Annotated in this window: 20 protein-coding genes; 15 read left to right on the top strand and 5 right to left on the bottom strand. The window is 44.6% G+C overall.

The genetic code is table 11. The features are described from left to right. Positions 1–137 precede the first annotated feature (137 nt). Positions 138–326 carry a 50S ribosomal protein L28 gene (gene rpmB, locus J2T16_RS12240; protein ID WP_024631107.1) on the bottom strand — a complete coding sequence of 63 codons (189 nt, stop codon included), beginning with the start codon at positions 324–326 and terminating at the stop codon, positions 138–140. 457 nt (positions 327–783) lie between these two features. Between rpmB and J2T16_RS12245 the strand changes: the two genes are divergently transcribed. The 5 genes from J2T16_RS12245 (at position 784) to J2T16_RS12265 (ending at position 6,177) form a co-directional block, all read left to right on the top strand. Continuing rightward, complete coding sequence (locus tag J2T16_RS12245; protein WP_090923632.1) at positions 784–966, top strand: hypothetical protein; 183 nt, start codon at positions 784–786, stop codon at positions 964–966. Further along, on the top strand, positions 963–2,762 hold the full coding sequence (locus J2T16_RS12250) for a DAK2 domain-containing protein (protein ID WP_154983135.1): 1,800 nt from the start codon (positions 963–965) through the stop codon (positions 2,760–2,762). The genes J2T16_RS12245 and J2T16_RS12250 overlap by 4 nt, the downstream gene beginning before the upstream one ends. 101 nt (positions 2,763–2,863) lie before the next feature. After that, positions 2,864–3,727, top strand: a complete 864-nt coding sequence (locus J2T16_RS12255; protein ID WP_221789061.1) for a DegV family protein — start codon at positions 2,864–2,866, stop codon at positions 3,725–3,727. A gap of 10 nt (positions 3,728–3,737) precedes the next feature. Further along, on the top strand, positions 3,738–5,783 hold the full coding sequence (gene recG, locus J2T16_RS12260) for an ATP-dependent DNA helicase RecG (protein WP_499018398.1): 2,046 nt from the start codon (positions 3,738–3,740) through the stop codon (positions 5,781–5,783). Between the two features lie 106 nt (positions 5,784–5,889). Further along, positions 5,890–6,177 carry a stage VI sporulation protein F gene (locus tag J2T16_RS12265; protein WP_145331903.1) on the top strand — a complete coding sequence of 96 codons (288 nt, stop codon included), beginning with the start codon at positions 5,890–5,892 and terminating at the stop codon, positions 6,175–6,177. Positions 6,178–7,184: 1,007 nt separating this feature from the next. Here J2T16_RS12265 and J2T16_RS12270 read toward each other — a convergent pair. Then, on the bottom strand, positions 7,185–8,786 hold the full coding sequence (locus tag J2T16_RS12270) for a response regulator transcription factor (protein ID WP_336120327.1): 1,602 nt from the start codon (positions 8,784–8,786) through the stop codon (positions 7,185–7,187). After that, on the bottom strand, positions 8,783–10,579 hold the full coding sequence (locus J2T16_RS12275) for a sensor histidine kinase (protein ID WP_499018399.1): 1,797 nt from the start codon (positions 10,577–10,579) through the stop codon (positions 8,783–8,785). Before J2T16_RS12275 ends, J2T16_RS12270 begins: the two co-directional genes overlap by 4 nt. Before the next feature lie 130 nt (positions 10,580–10,709). Between J2T16_RS12275 and J2T16_RS12280 the strand changes: the two genes are divergently transcribed. The 10 genes from J2T16_RS12280 (at position 10,710) to glsA (ending at position 23,136) form a co-directional block, all read left to right on the top strand. Further along, positions 10,710–12,038 carry an ABC transporter substrate-binding protein gene (locus tag J2T16_RS12280; RefSeq protein WP_336120325.1) on the top strand — a complete coding sequence of 443 codons (1,329 nt, stop codon included), beginning with the start codon at positions 10,710–10,712 and terminating at the stop codon, positions 12,036–12,038. A gap of 126 nt (positions 12,039–12,164) precedes the next feature. Next, the gene (locus tag J2T16_RS12285; protein WP_260510925.1) at positions 12,165–13,028 is read left to right on the top strand and encodes a carbohydrate ABC transporter permease; all 864 of its coding nucleotides are present in this window, start codon (positions 12,165–12,167) and stop codon (positions 13,026–13,028) included. Next, positions 13,025–13,861 carry a carbohydrate ABC transporter permease gene (locus tag J2T16_RS12290; RefSeq protein ID WP_336120324.1) on the top strand — a complete coding sequence of 279 codons (837 nt, stop codon included), beginning with the start codon at positions 13,025–13,027 and terminating at the stop codon, positions 13,859–13,861. Before J2T16_RS12285 ends, J2T16_RS12290 begins: the two co-directional genes overlap by 4 nt. Before the next feature lie 15 nt (positions 13,862–13,876). Then, positions 13,877–15,472, top strand: coding sequence for an alpha-L-rhamnosidase-related protein (locus tag J2T16_RS12295; protein ID WP_499018400.1), 1,596 nt, complete (start codon positions 13,877–13,879; stop codon positions 15,470–15,472). 215 nt (positions 15,473–15,687) lie between these two features. Then, positions 15,688–17,340 (top strand): LytS/YhcK type 5TM receptor domain-containing protein, encoded by a 1,653-nt coding sequence (locus J2T16_RS12300; protein WP_499018472.1) that lies wholly within the window; start codon positions 15,688–15,690, stop codon positions 17,338–17,340. Between the two features lie 58 nt (positions 17,341–17,398). Next, positions 17,399–18,310: a LytR/AlgR family response regulator transcription factor gene (locus J2T16_RS12305; RefSeq protein ID WP_336120322.1), complete on the top strand. Its 912-nt coding sequence runs from the start codon at positions 17,399–17,401 to the stop codon at positions 18,308–18,310. 153 nt (positions 18,311–18,463) lie between these two features. Further along, positions 18,464–19,774, top strand: coding sequence for an L-lactate MFS transporter (locus tag J2T16_RS12310; protein ID WP_418792653.1), 1,311 nt, complete (start codon positions 18,464–18,466; stop codon positions 19,772–19,774). A gap of 362 nt (positions 19,775–20,136) precedes the next feature. After that, complete coding sequence (locus J2T16_RS12315) at positions 20,137–20,619, top strand: GNAT family N-acetyltransferase (RefSeq protein ID WP_090922690.1); 483 nt, start codon at positions 20,137–20,139, stop codon at positions 20,617–20,619. Positions 20,620–20,741: 122 nt separating this feature from the next. Further along, the gene (locus J2T16_RS12320) at positions 20,742–21,920 is read left to right on the top strand and encodes an LOG family protein (RefSeq protein ID WP_336120321.1); all 1,179 of its coding nucleotides are present in this window, start codon (positions 20,742–20,744) and stop codon (positions 21,918–21,920) included. A 274-nt stretch (positions 21,921–22,194) separates the two neighbouring features. Then, entirely contained in the window at positions 22,195–23,136 is a 942-nt protein-coding gene (gene glsA, locus J2T16_RS12325) for a glutaminase A (RefSeq protein WP_336120320.1), read from the top strand. A gap of 131 nt (positions 23,137–23,267) precedes the next feature. Here the strand turns inward: glsA and J2T16_RS12330 are convergent, their stop codons facing one another. Together J2T16_RS12330 and J2T16_RS12335 are read right to left on the bottom strand one after the other, a co-directional pair. Further along, positions 23,268–23,870, bottom strand: a complete 603-nt coding sequence (locus tag J2T16_RS12330; RefSeq protein WP_253492994.1) for a hypothetical protein — start codon at positions 23,868–23,870, stop codon at positions 23,268–23,270. A gap of 76 nt (positions 23,871–23,946) precedes the next feature. Beyond that, the gene (locus tag J2T16_RS12335) at positions 23,947–25,314 is read right to left on the bottom strand and encodes a hypothetical protein (protein WP_336120319.1); all 1,368 of its coding nucleotides are present in this window, start codon (positions 25,312–25,314) and stop codon (positions 23,947–23,949) included. Between the last annotated feature and the right edge of the window lie 326 nt (positions 25,315–25,640).

The following is a 25,640-nucleotide window of genomic DNA, read 5'->3' on the forward strand; positions in this document are numbered from 1 at the left end:
TGGAGAACCAGATCTGTATGATGTGCCATGCGGCGGCCATTCCTGTGTGTTGGACATGTGCTTTTTGGAACACCAAAAAAGCACCTGCAAGGAACAAGGTGCTTTTTGCTTACCCGATTTATAGTAGCTTTGCGTGATTATACGCGAGTCACTTTACCGGCTTTCAGTGCACGGGTGCTTACGTATACACGTTTTGGTTTGCCGTTCACGAGAATACGAACCTTCTGAACGTTTACGCCCCAAGAACGACGGTTACGGTTGTTAGCGTGGGATACGTGGTTACCGGTGCCCGGTTTCTTACCTGTCACATAACATTTGCGAGACATAGATTACACCTCCTATCCTAAAATAACCAGTGCCTTTGGGAGAGACAAACGTCATTCCATAAGGACTTAATTGTTCTTACCTGATCCTAAAGGTCAGGCTTCAGTAGCTAATGGGTTGTTCAAGCCGGCATGGCCGGATCATTTCCATTACTTAACCTGCATAAAACAATACTTAAATATAATATCATAATCAAAAAAGCTTCGTCAACTGATCCAAAAACTTTATTTATTTCTCTTGTCTAATATAGTACAATGTTGAATAGTCCATAATACAGCCATGAATAGGCTGTTGCCGCGGGAAGCCGGAGAAAAAAACGTACGTAGAGGTTGGAGGTTTGCTTTTTTGGCAACGCTGTGAGATGCGGCATTCCATCATTGGCACCAGTCTCCATGCGGCATTCATGTCGGCTTCTGATACCGGTGCATATCCCTATGCCCGCATAACGGGTTGCAGAGAATGCAGGATATTGGTAGCCCGGCCGCCCAGACCGTTTATCCGGCTGACATGTTGTATTATATGCCTGTGCCGGACAAGGTATGGACGAAGAATAACGCAGCCGCGTTAGCGCATGAACAGACCAAATTGATTCTTGGTGCAAGTTGTTCGTGTATCAAGCTAGGAAGGGGAATTCTCACTTGAGTATACGTTCTTTAAATGGAACAGATTTCACCGCAATGGTTCTCGCCGGAGCGGAACAACTAGGGCAGCACGCAGAACATGTCAATTCCCTGAATGTTTTCCCTGTGCCGGATGGTGACACGGGAACAAATATGAATTTGACAATGACTGCTGGTGTTGCAGAGATCAAAAGAAAGAGCTCTGCTTCCATCGGAGAAGCTGCCGCAATACTGTCGAAGGGCTTGCTTATGGGCGCGCGCGGAAATTCAGGGGTTATTTTATCCCAATTGTTCCGTGGATTCAGCCGTTCAGCAGCTCCTTATGAAGAATTGAATACGATTCAATTCGCAGCCGCCCTGCAAAATGGTGTTGACGCAGCATACAAAGCTGTAGTTAAACCTGTGGAGGGAACCATTCTTACCGTAGCTAAAGAAGCGGCTAAACATGCCAGCTACTATGCAAGACGGACGAATGATATCACTGAATTAATGAATGAAGTTCTATTAAAAGCAAAAGAAGCGCTGGCGATGACTCCAGAGTTGCTGCCTGTTTTAAAGCAGGTCGGTGTGGTGGATTCGGGTGGTCAGGGTCTTGTATATATTTATGAAGGTTTTATGGACGTGCTATTGAAAACAGACGGTAGTTCACGTGCCTCACTGCAAAAAGAATCTGCTTCTTCAGCAGTAACACCGGTGAAAACGCCTGCAATCGAGCCAGTTGCAACGAAGGCGGCACAAGTAATTACGCCCGAGATGCCTTTGTCAGCTCAGGCAAGATTGGAAACAGAAGATATTGAATTCCTGTACGACATGGAGTTTTTCATCAATCGTGAGCTTGGTGAGAATGCAGGAGCAACATTTGATGAAGAGTCGTTCCGTAAATCGTTGTCAATAAATGGAGATTCGATCATCATCATTGCAGACGATGAAGTGATTAAGGTGCATGTGCATTCCAAGACACCTGGTGATGTATTAAATCTGGCTTTGAAGTATGGAGAGATTACACAGATTCATATTCTCAATATGCGTGAACAGCACCGGGACCTGCTGAGCGCAGGCATGGATATTGCAGCTTCACCTGATCTCTTTGCTGACATTCCGCATGAGAAGACAAGCACATTGGAAGAAGCGGTGCTTCCGGCTGATGAAATGGCACCATATGGCTTTATTGCGGTTTCTTCCGGTGACGGCATTGCGGAAATTTTCAAAAGTCTGGGTGTAGATGTGGTGATGTCTGGTGGTCAGACGATGAACCCAAGCACAGAAGACTTTGTAAAAGCCGTTCGTTCGATTGCGGCGGATCAAATCTTTATTTTACCGAACAACTCCAACATCGTTCTTGCAGCTGAACAAGCTCGTGAATTGCTGGAGGATGAGCGTCGGATTACGGTTATTCCAAGCAAGACGATTCCACAAGGGATGGCAGCGGCATTTGCTTTCCAAGAGGATGAGTCTGCAGAAACGAATCGTGAACAGATGCTGGAGGCCATTAGCCGCGTGCAGTCCGGACAAGTGACACATGCCGTTCGGGATACACAATATGATGAACTGGATATCAAAGCCGGAAATTATATCGGAATCTATAACTCCAAAATTGTTGCGACAGATGAGAGCATGCTTCATGCTTGTGAAGGTCTGCTTGGGCAGATGATGGAGAGCGGAGATGAAGTGGTTACGGTTCTTGAGGGGGAAGAGGCTGACGCTGAGATTACTTCTTCTCTTGTTGCATGGCTGGAAGAGCAGTATCCTGACGCGGAAGTCGAGGTACATCAGGGAGGACAGCCCGTGTACTATTATCTGTTCTCTGTAGAGTCCTAATTGCGGTTGTTTCACAAGCCAATCACTATTGATTTTAGACGCTGGACGAATGACTTGTTAAACATGCATGATAGCACTTGATGTGAAGAGGAGGAGAGCCTGTGAGCCACAAGGTTGCGATTGTAACGGACAGTACGGCGGATATTCCTGAGGAACTGATTCGTAAATACGGTATACATGTGGTTCCCTTGCGTGTGTTGTTTGGGGAAGAAAACTATGCGGATGGAGTGGAACTGACTTCGGAGCAGTTTTACGATAAGTTAAGGCAGAGCGCAGTCCTGCCTACGACTTCACAGCCTTCTCCTACCGATTTTATGGATGTGTACCAGCGTTTGCTGGACGAAAACCCGGACAGACCTATCGTATCTATACACTTGTCTTCGGGCATGAGTGGTACGTATCAATCGGCGATGCTCGGCAAGTCTCTACTGGAACGGGAAGCGGATCTAACAATCATTGATTCAAAATCGGCTTCCTACGGGTATGGTCTAATGGTTGTACATGCTGCCGAGCTTGCTGAACAAGGTAAGTCTGTTACTGAGATTGCAGTTGCTGTGAAGGCAATGCAACAATCCCGTAAACTGTTTTTTCTGGTGGATACGCTGGAGTATCTGCAGAAAGGTGGACGGATTGGCAAAGCTTCAGCGATCTTGGGAACGCTATTAAATATCAAACCGATCCTGTCTATCGATGAAGAAGGCGTAATCTACGCCGTAGAGAAAGTCAGAGGTCATAAAAAGGCTATGGCACGTATTATTGAACTGTTCCAGAGGGATCTGGCTGGAAAGCGAGTCAACCTGGCGGTAGGTCATACGGCCGACCCCGCGTCAGCAGAGGCTTGTGCGGAACAGTTACGAGGTCATTTTACATTGAATGAAGTGATCTATACGAACATCGGGGCCGTTATTGGCAGTCACGTGGGGCCCGGTGTTATTGCTATCTTTATGTGGCCTGTTCCGGAATGAGGGATTAGATATGAACTTGGAAGAAATATCAGTCAAGCAAATTAACGGCGTGAGTGCTCTCAAAGAGGGAGAGCTTCACGCCTTTGGCATCTCTAGTGTGAAAGACTTGCTGGAGTATTATCCGTTTCGTTATGAAGATTATCGTCTGCGTTCGCTTAGTGAGGTAAAAGACGGAGACAAAATTACGGTACAAGGTCAGGTTATGGGTGTTCCGGTGTTGCAACGTTACGGTAAAAAGTCCCGTCTGACTTGCAAGATTATGACGGAAGAGTGGATGATTACAGCAACGTGGTTTAACCGCCATTTTCTCAAGGACCAGCTTACACCCAACCGGGAAATTGTGCTTACCGGAAAATGGGAACAAAAGCGTATGCAGCTTACCGTATCTGATTCGGAATTCCCGGATAAAGGCGATGGACGTTCAGGCACACTGCAACCGGTATATTCCGTCACGGGCAAGGTCACGCAGCAATGGATGCGCAAGACGATTAATCAGGGGCTGACTCAGTACGGTGAGATGATTCCGGAGATTTTACCGCAGGCATTGGTTAAAAAATATAATCTGATGCCACGCAAGCAGGCCATCGCAGGTATTCATCGTCCGCAGGATAATCAGGAAGGTCAGCGAGCCAGACAGCGCATGGTCTATGAGGAGTTATTTTTGTTCCAACTTAAAATGCAGGCGTTTCGTGCGTTAAATCGAAACCGAATGGATGGCATGGTACATACAACGGACAATACGACGATTCGAGAGTTTGTACGTAGTTTGCCGTTTGAGTTGACAGATGCGCAGAAGAAGGTGGAACTTGAAATATTGCATGATATGCGTTCACCCTATGCGATGAATCGGTTGCTGCAAGGCGATGTAGGTTCTGGTAAAACGGTGATCGCAGCCATTGCACTTTATACGACGGTGCGCTCCGGCTTTCAGGGGGCACTTATGGTGCCAACTGAGATTCTGGCGGAACAGCATATGCGTTCCTTGCAGAAGCTGTTTGAGCCTTTTGGTGTGACGGTGGGTCTGTTAACGGGCAGTGTCAACGGGCGCAAACGCAAGGACTTGATCGCCTCATTGCAGATGGGGATGCTGGATATTGTTGTGGGCACACACGCCCTGATTCAGGAAGATGTCTTTTTCCGGGAGCTGGGCCTTGTAGTGACGGACGAGCAGCATCGCTTCGGGGTGAATCAGCGCAGCGTTTTGAGACGTAAAGGCTATAATCCTGACGTATTAACGATGACTGCTACGCCGATTCCCCGGACACTTGCGATTACGGCTTTTGGTGATATTGAGGTATCGACGATATCGGAGCGGCCGAAGGGACGGATTCCGATCTCCACGTATTGGGTGAAGCATGACATGATGGAGCGGGTGCTTGGTTTTATATCGAGGGAGGTAGATCAAGGGCGTCAGGCGTATCTGATCTGCCCACTGATCGAGGAATCGGAAAAACTTGATGTGCAGAATGCGATTGACCTGCATGTGCAGATGCAGCAGAACTTCCCCAAATACAAAGTGGGACTTCTCCATGGGCGCATGACAGCTGCGGAAAAAGAAGAAATGATGCGTGAATTTTACAGCAATGACATTCAGCTACTGGTGTCTACCACGGTGGTAGAAGTCGGTGTGGATGTGCCTAACGCCACTCTAATGGTGATTATGGACGCAGACCGTTTTGGTTTGTCCCAGTTGCACCAACTTCGCGGTCGTGTTGGACGTGGTGCTCATGCATCCTATTGTGTGCTGATTGCTGATCCCAAGACGGAAGTCGGGCAGGAACGCATGAAGGTCATGACTGAAACCGAGGATGGATTCGAGGTGTCACGGCGTGATTTGGATCTGCGGGGACCTGGCGATTTCTTTGGCACAAAGCAGAGCGGGTTACCTGAATTCCGTCTGGCCGATATGGTGGCGGATTTCGCTATACTGGAGCAGGCTCGGGATGATGTATCTGATCTGATTGCGGATGCTACGTTCTGGACGTCTGTTGACTATACACCCCTGCGTGATTTTCTTCAGCAACAGCAGGTGTTCAAGGGCGATCTGATCGATTAAGCGCTGGATGTGTTTTAAGGCATGTTTTGTAAAAAGTGACAAGTGAACAAGCCCTCCCGACATATGAATAAGAAGTGAGTTCATTTCTTGGGAGGTGCTGTACGTTTTGGGTTACCAACAATATGGAATTAGTCCGCAGCTGGTGGAGCGGATCAAACTTAAGATGAAAAATCCTGCGGTTAAAGAGCGGATTAAAAAGCTGATCGATGGCGTAACGAAGGCCGATCTGCAGGATAAAGCGAAGGTGCGCAGGCTCATTAAATCGTCGGCAGTCATTATGAATGAGAACTTCTCGCCTGCACAGGAGGAGCAATTTGTTACTTTTGTGATCGCGCAGAAGATTGATCCGAACAATACGTTTCATTTGATTAAGCTGTGGGGTATGTTCAGGTAAAGTTGAATGTGATGGGATTACTTCAAAACATATAGGGGTTTACACGGGACACTCCGAGTGCAGTACCATCTTCCGAGCGCTGTTATCCCCGAATTTTTGGAATTACCCTCTATAAGGGTAAAATCCGGTGATAAAGGCGCCCGCTTCGCTTCTTCAGATTGGTTCTGCTCTCTCCGTTAATGTGCAAACTGAATTTTTTGAAAAGCCGCATTACATTCAAAAGAGTATGGTAATGTAAAGAAGGGTGTTTCATCAGTCATGTGTGACTTGATGAAATGCCTTTTTGGATTTTTAGAGAGGATAATTTCTGTTTTCCTCACTTGGAAGGGAAGACCGCGGCATACGAGCGGGGTATTGATAACTTCGCAGTATGAGATGCAAGATGTATTACAGTTACCAGGTTATGTTATTTTTTGATAGATGTAGAGGAAGTTAGATTGGAAATATTTACGATGCTGAGAGGGCACCGGGGACTAGGTTTTTCTAACGATCACCAGAAACGCTATTTCAGCGATATCACACGTTTTTATTTTCTAACGATTCCAGGGAAGCTTATTTGAGTTGTTTGCCGCTAAAATGGGCTTGTTTCTTCTGTTTTTGTTGAAATAAGCTTTGTGGAGATCGTTACAATTTCAGAGGGCTCTATTTCGCTTAAATAAGCTCATCTGAGATCGTTAGAATTTGGAGAGATATGGTGAGCAGTTTTACTGGGAGGCTTTTCTCGTTAGCTATCTGATCATAATTGAAAATTACAAAAATAAATTGTGTTAGCTAACGTTTGCTGCGGAAGAAAGGTTGTAGTGTTGACTATTGTTATCTGAGGAAGAGAAGTTGGTCAATTCAGCCAAGTGAGGGTAGTGGAAGAAGGACGTAGTTTTGGCTGGCTTTATATGTGCTTGCCAAGTGTGGCTGTGTTAGCAGCGTTTCCAGATCAGTCTAGCATTCTCTGTGCAGGAAAAGATGCAATGACTTTGCACCAAACAGGCAAACCTCAAAGAACCAGGTCATCACTCGTGACCTGGTTCTTTGGTGCTGCACGTAACTTTGTATTGTTTCCGGAATTCCTCGGGGGTCAGTCCGGTCACTTTTTTGAATACGCGGAAGAAGTATTTTGGATTATCGTAACCAAGCTGCTTGGCAATGCGATAGACTTTGTCCTCTGTCAAGGTTAAGGCGCGTTTAGCTCGTTCAATACGCAAGCGGTTAATATAATCTGTGAAGTTCTCGCCGTGTTTTTCTTTAAACAGATAGCTGAGATAACTTGGGTTCAGGTAAAACAGGGAGGAGACCCATTCCAGCGTTAAATTTTTGGCATAATGAATATCGATATATTTTCTGACGTTGTCGATAACCTGATCGGATCGATAAGGATTATATTCTTGAAGTAGTAGTGCTGTCCCTGTCAACACCTTGTCCATATACTGACGAATGGATTCCATATCAAATGAAATGTCAAGCACGGCTTCTAGACTGGAGGAAGCATTTCCGTTGCTACTGCTACCGCTTTGCAAATAATGTTGCAGCAAGCGTTTCGTTTCAGCCACAATGTCCCGGCACTGCTCTTTCAGGTGTGCTAGTAAAGCATCAGGTTGCTGGAGAAAGAAAGCAAAGAAATCAGCGATTAACTCTTGCACTTTGGATACGCTGCCGCTTTCGATGGAAAACAGTAATTCATGCGACCTGCTCCAGCGCAAGGAAGACAAGGTGTTGTTCTCCTCTGTATAGGTATAACATTTACCGAAATCGGTAATGGAACGTTGGTCGAGAGCTAAAATAGTCTGATGATGAGCATCACGAATACGACTTACATCGGATAAGGGAAGACTGATTCCGATACAACATTCCGCTGTTGTTGTTTCTGCGAGGATACGCTCCGCGTATAGAACGGCACGTTTTTGCAGTTCAGCAACTGTGTCGCCTGGATCACACATCATGAGAAAAACAAGTTGTTCTGATTGAGGATGCGGGATATAGAGACTGTGCGAAAAAGATGGAAGATGCTCCACGATGAAGGGTTTAGGACTATAGATCATCATAAAAAGCAGAAGTTCGGATTCCAGAAGGACAGCGAATTCTCGGGAACGGAATATAGGGCGCTTCGCGGGCAGATGTGGACTCAGCACAACATGAAGAAAAGTCTGATGGTCAGCATCGATTTTCATTTGTTCTGTCTCCACAGTCAGCTGAACAACCTCTTGTTTCAGCGCGCGCTCCTGTTCAAGTGTTCGTATGGCTTGTTGCAAGGCACGTTGAACTTCGTCCCGGCTAAACGGTTTAAGCAGGTAATTGACTACCTTGGCCGAGATGGCCTCCTGCATATAATCAAAATCAGTATGGCCACTGATCACGATGAGTTTGATATGAGGAAAACGCTGGCTCACCGTTCGAATTAACCATTGCCCGTCCATCTCGGGCATGCGCATATCTGTGAAGACAATATCGGGGCTCAAGGATTCAATCAATTCCAATGCTTCGGCTCCATTGTCTGCTTCACCAACCAGCGTCATCTTATGCTCCGATGCCTCCAGTTTTTTTAACAGACCTTTACGAATCAAATGTTCGTCATCCACAACGATAAACGTATACATAGCCGTCACCTCTACTCTCAAAGACTTGGAATTTTTAAGGTAATTCGGGTTCCTCGATGAACCTCACTATGGAAGGTCAACCCGTATCCGTCACCATAATACAGAACAATTCGTGAATGTACGTTTTTGATGCCAATGCTCTGCTTGAGCCTTTGACCGACAGAAATGAATTCTGGCGGCTGTAATAGTAGTTGTCTCAGCTCATCTGCCTGTTCAGGTGCAATGCCTACGCCGTCATCGCATACTTCAAAGATGATCTGTTCATCTTGAACCTTGCCGGTAATCATAATCGTACCCTTGCCACGTTTGTTCTCCAGACCATGATAAATTGCATTTTCCACGAGCGGTTGCAACAGGAGTTTAAGCATATAGTGGTTTTGGATCTCAGGCTCCACGTAGAGCTCGAAGTTGATTTTATCTCCGTACCTGATCTGTTGAATGGCCATATAATTTTCAACATGCTGTAGCTCTTCGCTGACGGTCACGCGTTCACTATCTGTTTTGATGCTGTAACGGAACATATCGCCAAGTGACTTGGTCATAACAACAATGCTTTCGACCTCTTCAATCTCTGCAATACTGTTGATTGACTCCAGTGTATTGTATAAGAAATGAGAATTGATCTGTGCTTCGAGTGCTTTCATCTGTGAATCGAGTGTCAGGATTTTATTTTGATAGCTCTCCCGAATATGGGTATCAATATCCTTCATCATTTTATCGAATTCATGATAGAGGATTCCGATTTCATCCACATGTTTGCTTTTTGGCGGTCTGATCTTCACGAACTGATGTGATTTGGTCTTACGCATCATTTTGGTTAATTCAATGATCGGTTTGGTAATCAGGTTGGACAAGAAAAAGGATAAGAGTAGAAAGATTACAGCACAGCTTACAGCAACATACAAAAATAGCTTTTGAGAGATGTTGTACTGCTCGTATAAGCGTTCAAGAGAGATGTTGGCAATCACATTCCAGTTATGTCCAGGCACTTTTTGTATAACGGTCATCATTTTATCCTGAATGGTTTTATACTGTGAACTACTGTTCACTTGCTTCATTGCCGGATTAAAGCTGGCAGGAAGAGGATGTCCGATCTTGTTGCTTTCCGTGGAGTATAGTATTTTCCCCTGATCGTCAGCCAAATACAGGTTGGAGAGACTCGGAGCAGGATTTCGTTTCAATCCATCAAAAATGTTCATCCCGCAATCCAGCATGAATACGCCGAGAAACTCATGATTGTTCGGATCGTAAAGGGCTCTGGAGAAACCGATCGACTGTTTGGCATTGATAATATAAGGTTTAACGCCCACCTCACCAACATATAAATCGCCTTTACGCTGAATGGTGTCGAGATACCATTGATCTTGAAGAGCAACGTAGTCTAAACGCAGATCCGTGCCACTGCTTCCATAACTGATCCATTTTCCGTCCGGTGTGAAGAGGTAGAGACCATTAATGTAATTGTATCCGAGCAAAATATTTTCAAAGATCAGCTTGAGCTTGCTACGTATCATAAAAATGTCGTACTGATCATTCGTATTGTTCAGCTTCGTTAGTTCATCACTAACTGTACTGTAAGTGGTTGCATTGGAAGACTGCTGAAGAAGAGTGACCGAAATCCGGTCAATGTTCTGCAAAATCTCTTCCATACTTTTGACCGAATTGCCGATTGTTGTGGATGTAATCAGAGAAGTCTGCTCATTCACCAGCTTCGTATAACTTCGGTAGGAACTCAGGGATACAACGATAATGGGTATGATCGACACAAGAACGAGGATCAGAAACAGTTTGGTTTTGATATTGAACAGAATCATACGTGCTCCCCCTGCGAATGTCAATTCTAAAAATAGTGCACTACACAAGCTAAAGTAAATGTACTGATGAACGCCGTATGATGAAAATGTGCACAAAGCAAGAATAAACATGAATTGGGGGAATGACAAGATGAAAAATAGAAAACAACTGTGGTCTTTGACTCTAGTGCTGCTAATGATGTTCCTTAGCGCATGTAGTTCTGCCAGTCAGGAACAGGGAAGTTCCGACAATAATGGGGGAGCCGGTGACTCTGCCAAACCGATCACGTTGACGATGATGCTCTCAGGAAACAAGGCATCGAAAGGGGAGGACTTCGAACTCGAAACGTTGCCTCGTCTAGTCAAGGAAAAGTTTCCGAATATCACGTTGGAAGTGCAGAAGCTTCCTGATGATCAATACAACACCTCGGTACGAACGAAACTGGCAGCTGGACAGGGGCCGGATATGTTCTGGATTTTCCCCAAAAATTCAGCAGGTGGAGTCGTTGATTTTGCCAAAGCCGGATTTGCCGCTGACCTGTCTGACCTGAAGTTCTGGAATAATATCAGTCAAGGTGCAAAGGATGATATGTCTGTGGACGGCAAGCCATACGGCGTATCGGGTGGTATTGCATTTCTGGGGGCTTATTACAATAAGGAACTGCTACAACAGGTTGGTTACTCTGAATTTCCGAAAGATTGGCCTTCGTTTCTGGAATTATGCCAAAAGTTGAAGGATGCGGGGATCACACCGATTGCTATGGGAGATAAAGATCCTTGGGTGATCCAATTTGGAATGTACCAGATTGCGGCCAACATGGTATACCCGGATGATAAGGATTTTGATGTAAAGCTGCAAAAAGGTGAGAAATCACTGACCGATCCAAAGTGGATTGAAACGATCTCAAGGTATAAAGATCTGTACGACAAAGGTTACGTGGTTAAGAACTCACTGGGTATCGGCAGTGCACAATCAGCACAGCTGTTCATTGATGGCAAAGCAGCGATGACATTGACCGGTACATGGGATTACGCTTCCATGACATCCAAAGGTGCAGCTGACTTCACTCGCGGATTCTCTTCCCTTCCAGGCAATGATTCTGGCAAACCGGTATATGTGTCTGGTGCAACATCGGCCGGTTATGCACTCAATGCAAAATCAGCCAATCTGGATGCAGCGAAGCAAGTGCTGAATTATCTGTTTGACGGACAGTCAGAGTTGTTCAAAGCTTTTGTGGCTTCCAACAGTTCAATCAGTGTGTACAAAGGTGTGACATTGGAGAAGGAATTGTTCAAGGAAGTAAATGACAATTATCAACAAACAGGCAACTCTGTATATTTTAGCAATCAGATGTGGCCTGCGGGAGTGTCGGATGTCATGCAAGCCAAATTCGCAGAGATTATCGCTGGACAAAAGACAACACCTGAAGAGGTCGCAGCTGCGATGGAAAGCAAATTTAGAGAGCTGTGGAAGAACTAGAGTGTGTCTGAAAACACTTGATCAAGAATTAGATGAAACTGTCTGTTGCCATGGGGAAGGGCTTTTCAGCTACTTCCCTGGCCGCATTCTTCTGGGAGAGGATGGAGCAAGATGAACTCGACTGTCATGAAAAAGTCCATGTACTGGTTTGCTGTACCCGCATTACTTTTTTACCTTACGTTCTGGATTTTCCCGATTCTGCGGTTATTCCAGTACAGTATAACGGACTATAACGGATATGCTCAGGCGTTTAGCTATATCGGATTGGACAATTACAAAGATTTGTTTCGCGGTGATGTGCTTGGTGTATCGTTGAAAAACACATTAATCTATACGTTTGTTACGGTTGTTGTGGGTAATCTAATCGGTTTGGGGATGGCCTTGCTATTAAATATGAAAATAAGAGGAACCGGAATCTACCGTTCTTTGGCCTATATTCCTACGCTATTCAGCGCAATCGTTGTGGGATTTCTCTGGAGTTACGTATACATGCCGGATTACGGGCTGATTTCTTCCTTTCTGAATAAACTGGGTATTGCGAGTGAACTGAATTTCCTCGGTGATTATTCAACAGCCTTGTATTCCATCATCTTTGTGGAAATCTGGAAAACGATCGGGACTACGATGATTATTTTCCTGGCCGGTCTGCAAACAGTCCCGAATGATCTGTTAGAAGCGGGTCGGATCGACGGGTGCGGTCCTTGGCGGTTGTTGCGACATGTGAAGATACCTCTTCTGGCAACGGCTATCACCATTAATGTAACTCTGAGCTTAATCAACGGGCTCAAAGCGTTTGACTTTCCGTTTATTATGACCAATGGCGGCCCGGGTACAGCGACGAATACGTTAATCTTTTCGATCTATAAAATGGCATTTACCGAGCAGCTCTTTGGCAAGGCTTCCGCGCTTGGTGTCATATCTTTTGCTGTAATTATCGTTATTACGGCGGTATTTGTACTGAAAATGAACAAGCGGGAGGTGTCGGCATGACTTCTCGTAAATGGATGGGAAAAGGGTTTACTCAGCTCGCTGTCATTCTAATTATGGCGCTGAATCTTATTCCACTGATTATTGCTTTTTCGACTTCACTGCGTGATCCGAAAGATAACACCAATCCACTCGTCCTGTTTCAAGGTATGTCTCTGGCAAGTTACAAAGCTGCCTTCGAGCGTATGCATTTTCTGGATGCTTTATGGAACAGCGTTGTGTTAACTGGGGTATCGGTCATCTTTGTTGTCCTGTTCGCGGCGATGGCCTCATATCCGATGGCCCGGCTGAAAACAAAGCTCAGCAAGTTTATGTATTTATTTTTTCTGTCCGGGCTCGTGGTGCCTGCTCAGATGGTGCTGATCCCTATCGTGCAGATGATTAATGCGCTGCATATTCCGACGAACCAGTATACTCCGATCTTTATGTTTATAACTTGCAGCTTGCCGTTTTCCACCTTCCTGTATACCGGATTTATTCGCAGTGGTGTACCTGAAGAGGTGGAGGAGGCTGCACATATTGATGGTGCCGGATTATTCCAGCGTTTCTGGACAGTTGTTTTTCCGCTGCTCCTTCCAGTGACGGTGTCCGTTATTATTACGCAGGGAGTATGGATCTGGAACGATTACTTTTTTAATATGATTTTTATTTCCGGAGCCGGAGAATCGCCTTTACCTCTGGCGATGCTTGGATTTATGGGGGATCAGCAAAATCCGACCCAATGGAATGTATTGTTCGCAGCGTGCTTCCTGTGTGCACTGCCGCTGCTGCTGGTCTTTTTATTTTTACAAAAATACTTCGTTGGTGGTATGACGGTTGGTGCAGTTAAAGGTTAAGGAGGAGAACCTGGCATGAGTGAAAAGATTATAAGTGAACGTAGGATGGGCGAACATATCATAAACGCATCATGGATGGATCAGGCGCAGCAATGGATTCCAAAGCTCCACGAGCAAACGGTATATCCCGAGCGGATCGTTCGTTCCATGTCAGATTCACAGGCATTTCAAGGATGGCGGATGGAGACGATAGGCCCGGCTTCTGTTTTGCCCAAGCAAACGCTACGCAAGGGAGACGAGATAACACTGGATTTTGGCCAGCATCTCGTCGGTTATGTAACGCTGTCACTGTTGAACGTCCGAAGCAATGCAGATGCACCTTTGAGATTAAAATTGACATTTGGCGAGATGCCATGTGAGGTTTCGGAAGACTTTTCCACATATGAGGGGTGGCTTAGTCGTTCCTGGTTGCAGGATGAGGTGCTTAATGTAGACGTGCTACCTGGCACAGTTACGTTGAACCGTCGATATGCCTTTCGTTATCTGAAGATTGAAGTACTGGACACATCGATTCGGTATGATATCCAGATCAAGGATATCTATTGTACAACGGTGACTTCCGCATCGATGGATGCTGTACCGCCATTGCCGGAAAACATCGATGAAGAGCTCGCACAGCTTGATCTGGTATCGATTCGTACTCTTCGGGATTGTATGCAAACGGTATTTGAGGATGGGCCGAAACGGGATCGTCGGTTGTGGATTGGTGATCTGCGTTTGCAGGCCTTGGTCAACTATGAGACATTTGGCTGTAATGATCTGGTGAAGCGCTGTTTATACCTGTTTGCCGGATCAAGGCTGGAAGGTGGGCAAGTAGGTGCGTGCCTGTACGAAAAACCGGAGCCTTATGTAGATGACATCTACTTGTATGACTATGCCCTATTTTTCATCACTACATTATGGGACTATTACGAGGCAACGAAGGATCGAGAGACACTGGAGGTGTTGTGGCCTGTTGCCAGAGAGCAGATCGACATTGCCTTGAAACGGCTGGATGCACGTGGTGTTGTGCAGGATGATGACACGTGGTATTGCTTCCTCGATTGGCATGAGCAGTTGAATAAACAGGCAGGTGCACAGGCGATATTGATCTATGGCATGAAAAGAGGGCAATGGATTGCCCGGGAACTGGGGCTGTCCGCGCAAGAGGAACAGATTCAGATGCAGGTTCAGCAGGCGGAACGGACTACCCTTCATTATTTATGGGATGAGGAACAAGGTTTCTTCATCAGTGGTGAGGGACGTCAGGTATCGTGGGCATCGCAGGTCTGGATGATTCTGGCTGAAGTGGTGGATAAGGATGCAGCGTGGGCATTGTTGCAACGGTTGATGAATCATAAGGAAGCAATTCCAATGAACACGCCTTACATGATGCATCATTACGTAGAGTCGCTGTTGCAATGTGGAAAAAAGGAAGAGGCCTTGGCGCAGATTCGAGCATACTGGGGCGGCATGGTAAAGGATGGAGCAGATACGTTCTGGGAGCTATATAATCCCGACGACAAGACATATTCTCCGTATGGCAGTAATCTGATCAATAGTTATTGCCATGCCTGGAGCTGTACACCAAGTTATTTTATTAGACGAATATTTGCTTCAACTGTTAGCTGATCCAAATGCAGTGGAACGAGGTCAACCGGATGTTCGGTTGGCCTTTTTACGATATTCACAGGATATCCTTTGCTTTCCTCCAAGGGGGAGGGTAAACTGTTGCATACGAGTAGTACAGATATAATATCGCAGTGCGGGATGCATGAGGATGATCTGGCACTGTTATTGTTATTTTTCAGATAGATGCGGAGGAAGATGGATTGGAAATGTTTACGATGCTGCTGGGGCTGTTCGAGCGGGCGGCGCTGCTGATTATATTTTTGTTTTTTCTGTCGCGGGTGCCGCGGTTCAGGCAGATTTTGCAAAAGGGGAAGTTAAGGTGGCAGGAGTATGCTGCGGTAACTATGTTATTCTGTGCGTTTGCCATCTTTGGTACATATACAGGCATCAACGTTGAAGGCTCACTTGTTAATGTGCGGATCATTGCGATTTTATCAGGTGGAATTTTATTTGGGGCACCGGTGGGCATTATTACGGGACTCGTGTCCGGGGTGCATCGTTACCTCATCGATATGGATGGCATAACCGCGATTCCGTGCCTGATCACAAGTATACTTGCGGGGTTGGTGTCGGGTTACATTCACAAATACACCCCAAAATCCAAACGCTGGATGATCGGTATTGGGGCAGGCATGATCATTGAAGGGCTCACGATGCTGCTGATTCTCCTATACTCGTATCCTGACCCGCTTGGAGCAGATATCGTTTCGAAGATTGCACTGCCGATGATTTTGGGTGAGGTGAACATTGGGCTGATCGTACTTTTGGTGCAGAGTGTGGAGGGGGAAAAGGAGTTAATTGCAGGCCGTCAGGCCAAGCTGGCTTTGGAGATTGCGAATAAAACACTACCGTATTTCCGCTCGATTGATGAGGATTCCCTGCGCGAAATATGTAAAATTATTCAAGAGGATATCCAAGCGGACGCGGTAGCGATCACCGATACACGGAATGTTTTGGCTTATGTTGGTTTTGGCGAGGAACGGTATCATATTGGCAATGAGATTATTAGTGAAATGACCAAGAAGACGATTTCCAGCGGGGAAATTACGATCAGTAACGATGTAACAGATGAGAAAACCCCGGATATCCACTCGTTGCTGATTATACCGCTCAAAGAACGAGGCGATGTAACGGGCGCGCTCAAAATCTATTATCGTAAAGCCTACAAAATTACGTATCCTTTGCAAACGATGGCTGTAGGACTCTCGCAGATTATTTCCACTCAGATGGAGGTGTCTCGCGTAGAGGAGATTAAGGCTGCGGCGAACAAAGCGGAATTACGCGCATTACAGACAACGATTCATCCTCATTTTTTGTTCAATGCGCTGAACGCTATCGCTTCGTCCATACGCACCAAGCCGGATCGTGCACGGGAACTTATTGTTAATCTCTCGGGTTACATGCGTTACAACTTGGAGCTGTCGGATGAGTTAATTGATATTCATAAAGAGCTGGAGCAGGTCCGCAATTATGTGGAGATTGAAAAAGCACGCTTTGGCAGCAGACTCACGGTTATCTATGAGATTGATGAAGTGGCGGTCCATATCCCAAGCCTGGTTATTCAACCACTCGTGGAAAACGCGATTATACATGGTATTCTGAAGGTTAAAGGCCCGGGAACTGTGCGGATTCAGGTACAGGATCATTCTGATTTTGTGCGTATTAGCGTGAGTGATACCGGGGCAGGCATCAGTGGGGATATTATTGAAAAAGTCTACCATGATCGCATGCCGGGCAACCAAATCGGGCTATATAATGTGCATCGGCGTGTGAAGTTGATTTATGGACAAGGCCTGACGATTAGAAGGTTAGAGCAAGGGACCGAGATTTTATTTGATGTACCCAAAGGAGATGTCATAACAAAGTGATGATGGAGCGATGAAAGCGTCAGATGAAGGAATGTTGAGCGCGTTAGATAAGAGAAGGATGAGAGCATTAATTGTGGAGGATGAAATTCCGGCAAGTGAAGAATTGAGTTATCTCATTCACGAACATAGCCAGATTGATGTTGTGGATTGTCTGGAAGATGGCCTGGATGTGCTTAAATTTTTGCAGGAGAAGGAAGTGGATGTACTATTTCTCGATATTAACATTCCTTCGCTGGACGGTATGATGCTGGCACATCATATTGGCAAGTTTGCACGTAAACCTTACATCGTATTTACGACAGCATATAAGGAGCATGCGGCTGAGGCTTTTGAACTGGAAGCCTTTGATTATATTTTGAAGCCTTATGACGAGAAGCGGATCGCTGCCATGTTGCACAAGTTGGAGCTGACCTTCAAACGCGATCAGGAGCAAACGGAGAACTTGGATAGCCGAACGCAGAGTGAGAACCAGGCATATCGACGTGCCGAGGAGCATTCATCAACAAATGATCATGGGGCTCAGCGAGGATATGACACAAGAGAAGCTCCGCTTCATACTGGCACATTGCAGGCACATCAAGGGCTGGAGCAGCGACCGACATCTTCTAATTCTCCATCACAGGCGGCGGATCATCTGACAGGAACACGGGTCAATTTGCTGCGCAATGACAATATCATTGTCACCGATTCGGCGGACATCTATTATGCAGAGGCTCAGGAGAAGGTCACTAAGGTGTATACCAAAAATGGAGAGTTTACGATGCCGGTCAGCATTTCCGATTTTCACAGTCGCTTGCCGCAGGATGCCTTCTTCCGTTGCCATCGTTCCTACCTCGTGAATCTTGTCCAAATTCGTGAGATCGTGCCTTGGTTTAACAATACGTATCTGCTTCGTTTGCGTGATCTGGAAGCCGAAGTGCCCGTCAGTCGTGGCAAAGTCAAAGAATTCAGGCAACTCATGCGCATATAACGGCATTTCATTCCGTATTTGATGCAACTCATGCTCAGAACGGCTCGATGAATCCCCTTTCATATATGATGGTCTTGTGAACGCATTCAAGTATGTTTGAATGGTACAGAGAATGTTCAACATGTCACAGACATCGGCAAAGGGGAGATTACGATGAAAGCAGCTATTTCATCCGCTTCATCAGCATTGAATTCAACCACGACATCATCTTTATCCATGAACCGCTGGCTTATTGTACTGGGTACAATTATTGTACAAATGGGACTCGGCACCATTTACACTTGGAGTTTATTTAATCAACCGCTGTCTGATCGTTTCGGATGGGACGTCAGCTCGGTCGCGATAACTTTTTCGATTACGAGTTTTGCTTTGGCATTTGCTACCTTGTTTGCGGGCCGATTGCAAGAGCGCTGGGGGCTTCGGCGTTTGATCCGTGTAGCCGGGGTGGTACTCGGGCTTGGACTTATTCTAAGTTCTCAGGTGAGCTCGTTAACGCTGCTGTATCTGCTGGCTGGGTTTGTGGTCGGTTTCGCGGACGGCACAGCATATATCACTTCTCTATCCAATCTGATCAAGTGGTTCCCTGAACGTAAAGGTCTGATCTCGGGTATTTCGGTAGGTGCTTTTGGTACCGGTAGTCTATTGTTCAAGTATGTGAACTCCGCCCTGATTAGTGCGGTTGGCCCAGCGCAAGCATTTATGTACTGGGGGATAATCGTTCTTGTACTGGTTGTTGCTGGATCATTCCTGATCCGTGAAGCGGTGGTTCGTGAACAGTCTCCGGTGAATGCCAAAGAGGGCGCGGTTAGTGAACCTGCAGAAGCCCATCATGAATATACGGTTAAAGAAATGCTTCGTACAAAAGAGGCGTATATGCTTTTCGGTATTTTCTTCACAGCATGTATGAGCGGTCTGTATCTGATCGGCATTGTCAAAGACATTGGTGTACAGCTCGCAGGTCTTAACGTAGCAACGGCTGCAAATGCGGTGGCGATGGTCGCTATTTTTAACACAGCTGGTCGGATTATTCTAGGTGCCTTGTCGGATAAAGTAGGGCGGATGAAGGTCATCGCCGGAGCGCTACTGGTTACAGCCGTAGCTGTCATGACGCTGAGTCTGGTGCCACTAAACTTTGGAATTTTCTTCGCTTGTGTGGCAGCGATTGCCTTCTGCTTTGGGGGTAACATTACCGTGTTCCCAGCCATTGTGGCCGATTACTTCGGGTTGAAAAACCAGAGCAAAAACTATGGCGTGATCTATCAAGGGTTCGGATTTGGTGCTCTGGCTGGATCATTCATCAGTGCGCTACTGGGTGGTTTCCATCTTACCTTTATCGTTATTGCGGTACTCTGCGCGGTATCACTGCTGATGGCACTGATCATCACACCTCCAGGTACAAGCCTGCGGGCACGTGATTCCCATAATAAACAGATGCAGTTCAACCCGTCATCGCGGGCAAGCTAAGTTGTAGTTATATCGTTGTACAGATCCATATATACGTATCACAACATCACAGAGACCTAGCGATTGGACACGGCATTGGGCTAAGAACGAATACCAAAAGTTAGATTAGATTAATGGCAAGCGGTCTCAGATGAGGCCGTTTTTACCTTTTTCAAAAGCTTCACAAATCCCAAAAGCCTTGTTGCCAAGTGCAAGAGCGACGTAACCACGCTGACGTACATCCCAAGATGTGCATTGCTACCTTTGCTTCTGTTATACTTTAGGTGAATCAAAGCAAAACTGTACTCGATGACGCGCTATAAAATGATATACGGTATGCGACACGATGACATTGAAATGATCTATCCTGAGGAGGCATATTCATGAACTTTGTAAAATACACAGAACCGGACTTTGAACATTATTATGCACTCGTTTCCAATGAGGACGTCATGAAGCAGATTACCGAGCGGGCGATCCCGGAGCCGGAAGCGAGAACACAGTTCGATTCCATGCTAGATTATAACCTTCGTTCTTTATGCGGGCACTATAGAGTGACCACGCAGGATGATGCGGGTGTGGCCTACGCCAAATTGATTCTGGATGAAGATAACCCAAGCCGGGCAGAGATGGGGTATATGATTCTACCGGAGCATTGGGGCAAAGGTCAGGGTACAGCTATCGCGTCCCGCCTGATTATTCAGGCTCAGGCTGCAGGCATTGAGGTTCTATATGCCGTTATTGATCCTTCCAATGCGGCATCCCGTCAGATTTTGCTTAGACAGAACTTTGAATCAACATGGGTAGGGGATTACGACGGTTTGCCTGGGGAGATTCTGGAGTTGAATCTGCGTCCTAACAGATAAAGACGTTAGATACACATGAAAGTATATGCTTAAACATGCTGCAGCCGCTTATAAAGCGGCTTTTTTCTGTGCAATCTATATTAGATAGAGCCGTCCTAAATTACATGTAAAAGGAGAGCATTATGATAAAATCATTGGAATGGATTACGCATCCTCCGTTTAACCCTATTCATGATAAGCTTTATACTCCCTTTGAGTTGCTTAAGGGTTTTAATGCGGATGATGCACGGAGTCTATTAGCCACGCCGGATTTTCGGTGTTTTACATATTTTCATCAGCAAGGAGGTACAACCGTTTCAGATCCTTATGCTGCGATGATGGAGGCTGTGCATGATACATCCGTTGTACGCGAAATGAACGGATTTCTGGCAACGGAGTTACAGGCAGGCCGTCGTCCTGTTGCAATTATGGGAGGACATCGGGAGAAACGTGGAAGCGAAACCTATCGTAAAGTAGCACGAATTGCCCAGAAGCTATCAGAATCTGGTTTTATTGTCGTTAGCGGTGGCGGACCTGGTTGTATGGAAGCAACACATCTTGGTGCTCTTCACGCTGGACGGTCTGCAGGCTGCCTTGAATCTGCAATAAATCGTTTGGAGAAGGAACCGTTTGCTGAATTCCCGCAAAACATGAGCGATATTATCGGTAAAGATGGGCAGACCTTTAATGAAGAATTGTTAAGTAAGCTCCATAAATGGATGCTTCCCGCATGGGAAATAGCAAATGAACTCAAGGATCAGCTCAGCCCACTCAATTGCAGTTTGGCACTGCCGACCTGGCATTATGGCCACGAGCCGTTTACTCCGTTTGCTACCCACGTTGCGAAATACTTTCTCAATAGCATACGGGAAGATGTGCTTCTTACACTGGCTTCATGCGGTATCATTTTTTCGGAGGGGCGGGGAGGCACAATCCAGGAAGTGTTCCAGGACGCTGCTCAAGTCTATTACCGTGAGAATGACGCGTATAATAAGGCTCCAATTACTTCAATGCTGTTTCTTGACAGCCAGTTCTGGACCAATTCAGAGACCCCTGATAAAAGGCTGCACATGCCAGTGATGGGTTTGCTTTACCAACTTTTTGTGGGTACTAAAAATATGACAGAAGAGGAATTCAAACGTTATATTCGCGTTGTCGATGATGCTGATGAAGCCGTAAACATCATTATTGAAAATGCACAATCCGCGAGTCAGGTCGTGCACAAACTTGCCAGAATTGGCATTAGCAATATTGATTCGGAGCTTATGGCTGAAAGAGCGGAAGATTTTGTTAACCAGCGAGGGAACAAGACTGAAATATGATTCATGGAATTAGGAAAAATGAAGGAACAGTCCCCATCGTAATCCATGAACGACCTGATTCAGAGAATAGAACAAAGTCCCCAAAAAAAGCTGTTACTCTATCAGCTTTTTTGTTTTCCCGGTAGAAATTCGTGTAACTTCACGTACCACAGGGTAATGCATAGGATAGAATATGGAGTATAAGGTGTCTTGCCTCAGTACAGCGCTCCGTTGTATTGCAGGGCTAGTATCTCTTGTAAGATACTTCTATAGATAAACGTGGAGGAGATGACATATGAGTGATTCAACGATGGAACGACTGAATGCTCTGTTGCCCGAGTGGTTGGAGACCAGCCGCCTGCATACGGGACAGGGGAGAGTAGCTTCCTATATTCCGGAACTGGTCAAAGCATCTCAGGATGATCTGGGAATACATATCATGGACGCGGCAGGTAACCATGTGTCTGCCGGCGATTGCGGAGTTCCTTTTACGATGCAAAGTATCTCCAAAGTGTTCACCCTCATTCTGGCCCTGATGGATCACGGGGAAGAGGCGGTCTTCTTTAATGTAGGAAAAGAACCCACCGGCGATGATTATGACTCCATGATCAAGCTGGAACTGGTTGAACCAGGCATTCCGTTTAATCCTCTCATTAATGCAGGGGCGATCACCGTATCCTCTCTTGTTGGTGGGGACTGTAAGGAAGAGAAGTCCCGCCGTATTCTTGAATTTTTCCGCAAGTTAGCGAATAATGAACGATTGGGTTATAACGAAGACGTTTTTCGTTCCGAATCGGAAAGTGGCCACCTGAATCGCTCCCTCGCCTATTTCCTCAAACATAACGGTGTGATCAAAGATGATGTAGAAGATGTGCTGGCTGTTTATTTCCGTCATTGTTCTATTGAAGTCACCTGTGCTGACCTGGCTCGCATGGCACTTGTTCTCGCTCATGATGGAACCGATCCGATTACTGGCGAAGAACTCATTCCCCGTCGTTATGTGCAGATCGCCAAGACCTTTATGACTACCTGCGGGATGTACAATGCTTCTGGTGAATTTGCCATCGAGGTTGGTTTGCCCGCCAAAAGTGGTGTTTCAGGTGGAATACTGACGCTTGTTCCGGGGCAATTCGGCATCGGTGTGGTTGGCCCGGCACTTAATCGCAAAGGCAACAGCCTCGCTGGCGTTCATCTGCTCGAGCGTCTGTCCAAGGAGTTCGACTGGAGTTTTTTTTGATTTACGGGGTAAGTGGAATTTTGGACACTTCGGGTTGGGAAGCAAAACAAAATATTTACCCTGTGACAAGGAATAGAAAACAACCTTCAAAAAAATACAAACTAATTTTTTTTGAAGGTTGTTTTCTATTATTATTGAATTTCTCGTCTTTCTAGCCAAAATTCCTCAATACTTTTAATTTTATTCTCTGTAAGAAAAGTTCGAGTATCCTTTTCTAAATTCATCAGTAATTCAATCCATGAATCATTAGCAATACTTGTTATTTGTGTCCTGGTCATAGTAGTACTCCACTTTTTATTCAATTGTTGTGCCTTTTCTAATACAATTTTAGTATTAGAATCAAGAATCTGTTCTTTATTGTCACTTTGTAAATCTTTGAAATATTCTGTGAGTTTCAATGCGTTTTGTTGTGTTTCAGTGTATTGAGATTTTTCGCTTTCTTTGTCTAATTGAACAGCCATAGTTGAGAAACTATCAACAATTTTTCTGATTTCATCATTATTTCCCATAAGATAGTTAGACTGATCTTTTGACATCGTTTGAGATTGCAAAATTTCTTCATAAGCCAAGTCATTAGATGATAATGCGCTTCGTAGTTCGGTGATATCGGTGTTCAACTGATTAGTAAGAGTTGATTTGTATAACTCTTTTGTCTTGTATTGCGATATATTCGTAACAACGAGTATCACAATTAATAAAGCAAAAAGTATTCGAATATAGTTTTTTCTCAGCATATCCTCCTTAATAATTTAAGTTATTTGACTGTTTGAGCAAAGAAGAGGTAACTCACTAGAGTTACCTCGCATAAAATTATTTAGAAACACTATATTGGAATGTAATCTCTTTTTGATTTGAATCCAACAAGGCACTAGCATACATAACATCCCATTTAATTTTTAAAATAGCATTTGCTGTAGCTGATGTACCTGTTGTGCTTTCATATTGTACCACAGTCTGAAGATTTAAATGATGCCCAGTATTAGAACCGTTCAAGTCTGTAATCTTATATAATTGATTATTTCCGGAATTAACAGATTCCACAACAGTAGGAGATGTACTTAGTTTAATGTTTGAGCTTCCAAGAGTTACTGTTTTACTTGTTCCTGCATCTATAATAGCGTTAACCCAACTTCTAATTTCACTAATAGAAGGAGCTGCTGGTAAAGCTGTTGACCATGCTTTTTCTGCAATTTTAATAGCCAAACTAGACCCACTATTTATTCCGGCAAGACGACCATCTATAAACGCAGTAACTATGGAAGACTTTGCACCAACTGCTGTACTTAACTTGACATTACGATATTTAAAAGGACTATCCACGCTTCTATTGGTTGTTCCATTTACAGTTACGTGCTCTGCAATTTTGAAGCTGTTGGTCCATGTGGATTGGTTTTTTACATCTAAGGCTTTCCATGACCCATACGGCAAGGAATAAGCTTGAACATAATCATTCCCAACATAAAATGATTTATAGTAGGTTGTACTGTGTGTCCAATCTGAAAAATATCCAACTGCTGTAGGGAAAACAGAGTCCAGGCCAAGAGTTGATTTTATATTATCATTGGTCGGAATCTCTTTTTGTTCATATGGAGTTATTACATCATTGAACCAAAAAAAGTCCTTTTCAGTATCAATTTTCTCACTATTATTCACAGAAATATTTTCTAAATCTTCAGGTAGAGGTGTTTCAAAAAGTATGATGTTCCCTTGGTGGTCGTTTAAGTATGTTTTCAAATGTGGCATATTTTCTAGGGAATTGTTCACAATCATTTTATCTTTAGCTGTATCGTTGTAGATATCAAACAGCTTTATTTCAAAATTACCACTTTTATCTTTAAGGTCACCGACAATACTATTGATTGAATCTTCTTGTTTATAGCTATTGTAAAGTTCTCCGGTAGCCTCAAGTGTCTTGTTTTGGTTATTATAATTGACTACTGCAGATAGGAAGACTTGATTATCATTGACTTGAATATTTTGAATTTCTAAGGTTGCATTCTTATCAATACTTGTAATTTCTTTTAGATTACTAGTTGGCTTACCATATAGGATATTAAACTTTTCTATAGGAAGAGCCAATCCTTCGGTTAGTTCTGGGTCTTCTTTCACGCCTTGCTCGGCAAAAGCAGGTACAGTTAAACTTAAAGTAAGAATCATTGTTAATAAAACCTTCATCATAAATCTTAAGTTTTTCAGGGGGAATATTACCTCCTATAATTTTTGGAATCAAAAACAATATTACCACTATATTCTAAATAAGTAAATGAAAATACAATCTAAGTTAAATGTTGTAAAGTGAAAATGTGATTTGTGGATGTCATATTGCTAACTATAATTTTAAAAAGTATACAATTTGTTATTTTTAGTTTATTTACCTTTCTAGCTAATGATAAACTCTAACTTAGAGTAACCAATATAGTTTTTCGCGTATCTTTAAAATTTAGAGAGAGTTGATGATATACATAAGATTACTAAAGCTAATTTTAAAATTATTGGGGTAGGCT

Source organism: Paenibacillus intestini, from assembly GCF_030803945.1.
Taxonomy (GTDB): domain Bacteria; phylum Bacillota; class Bacilli; order Paenibacillales; family Paenibacillaceae; genus Paenibacillus; species Paenibacillus polysaccharolyticus.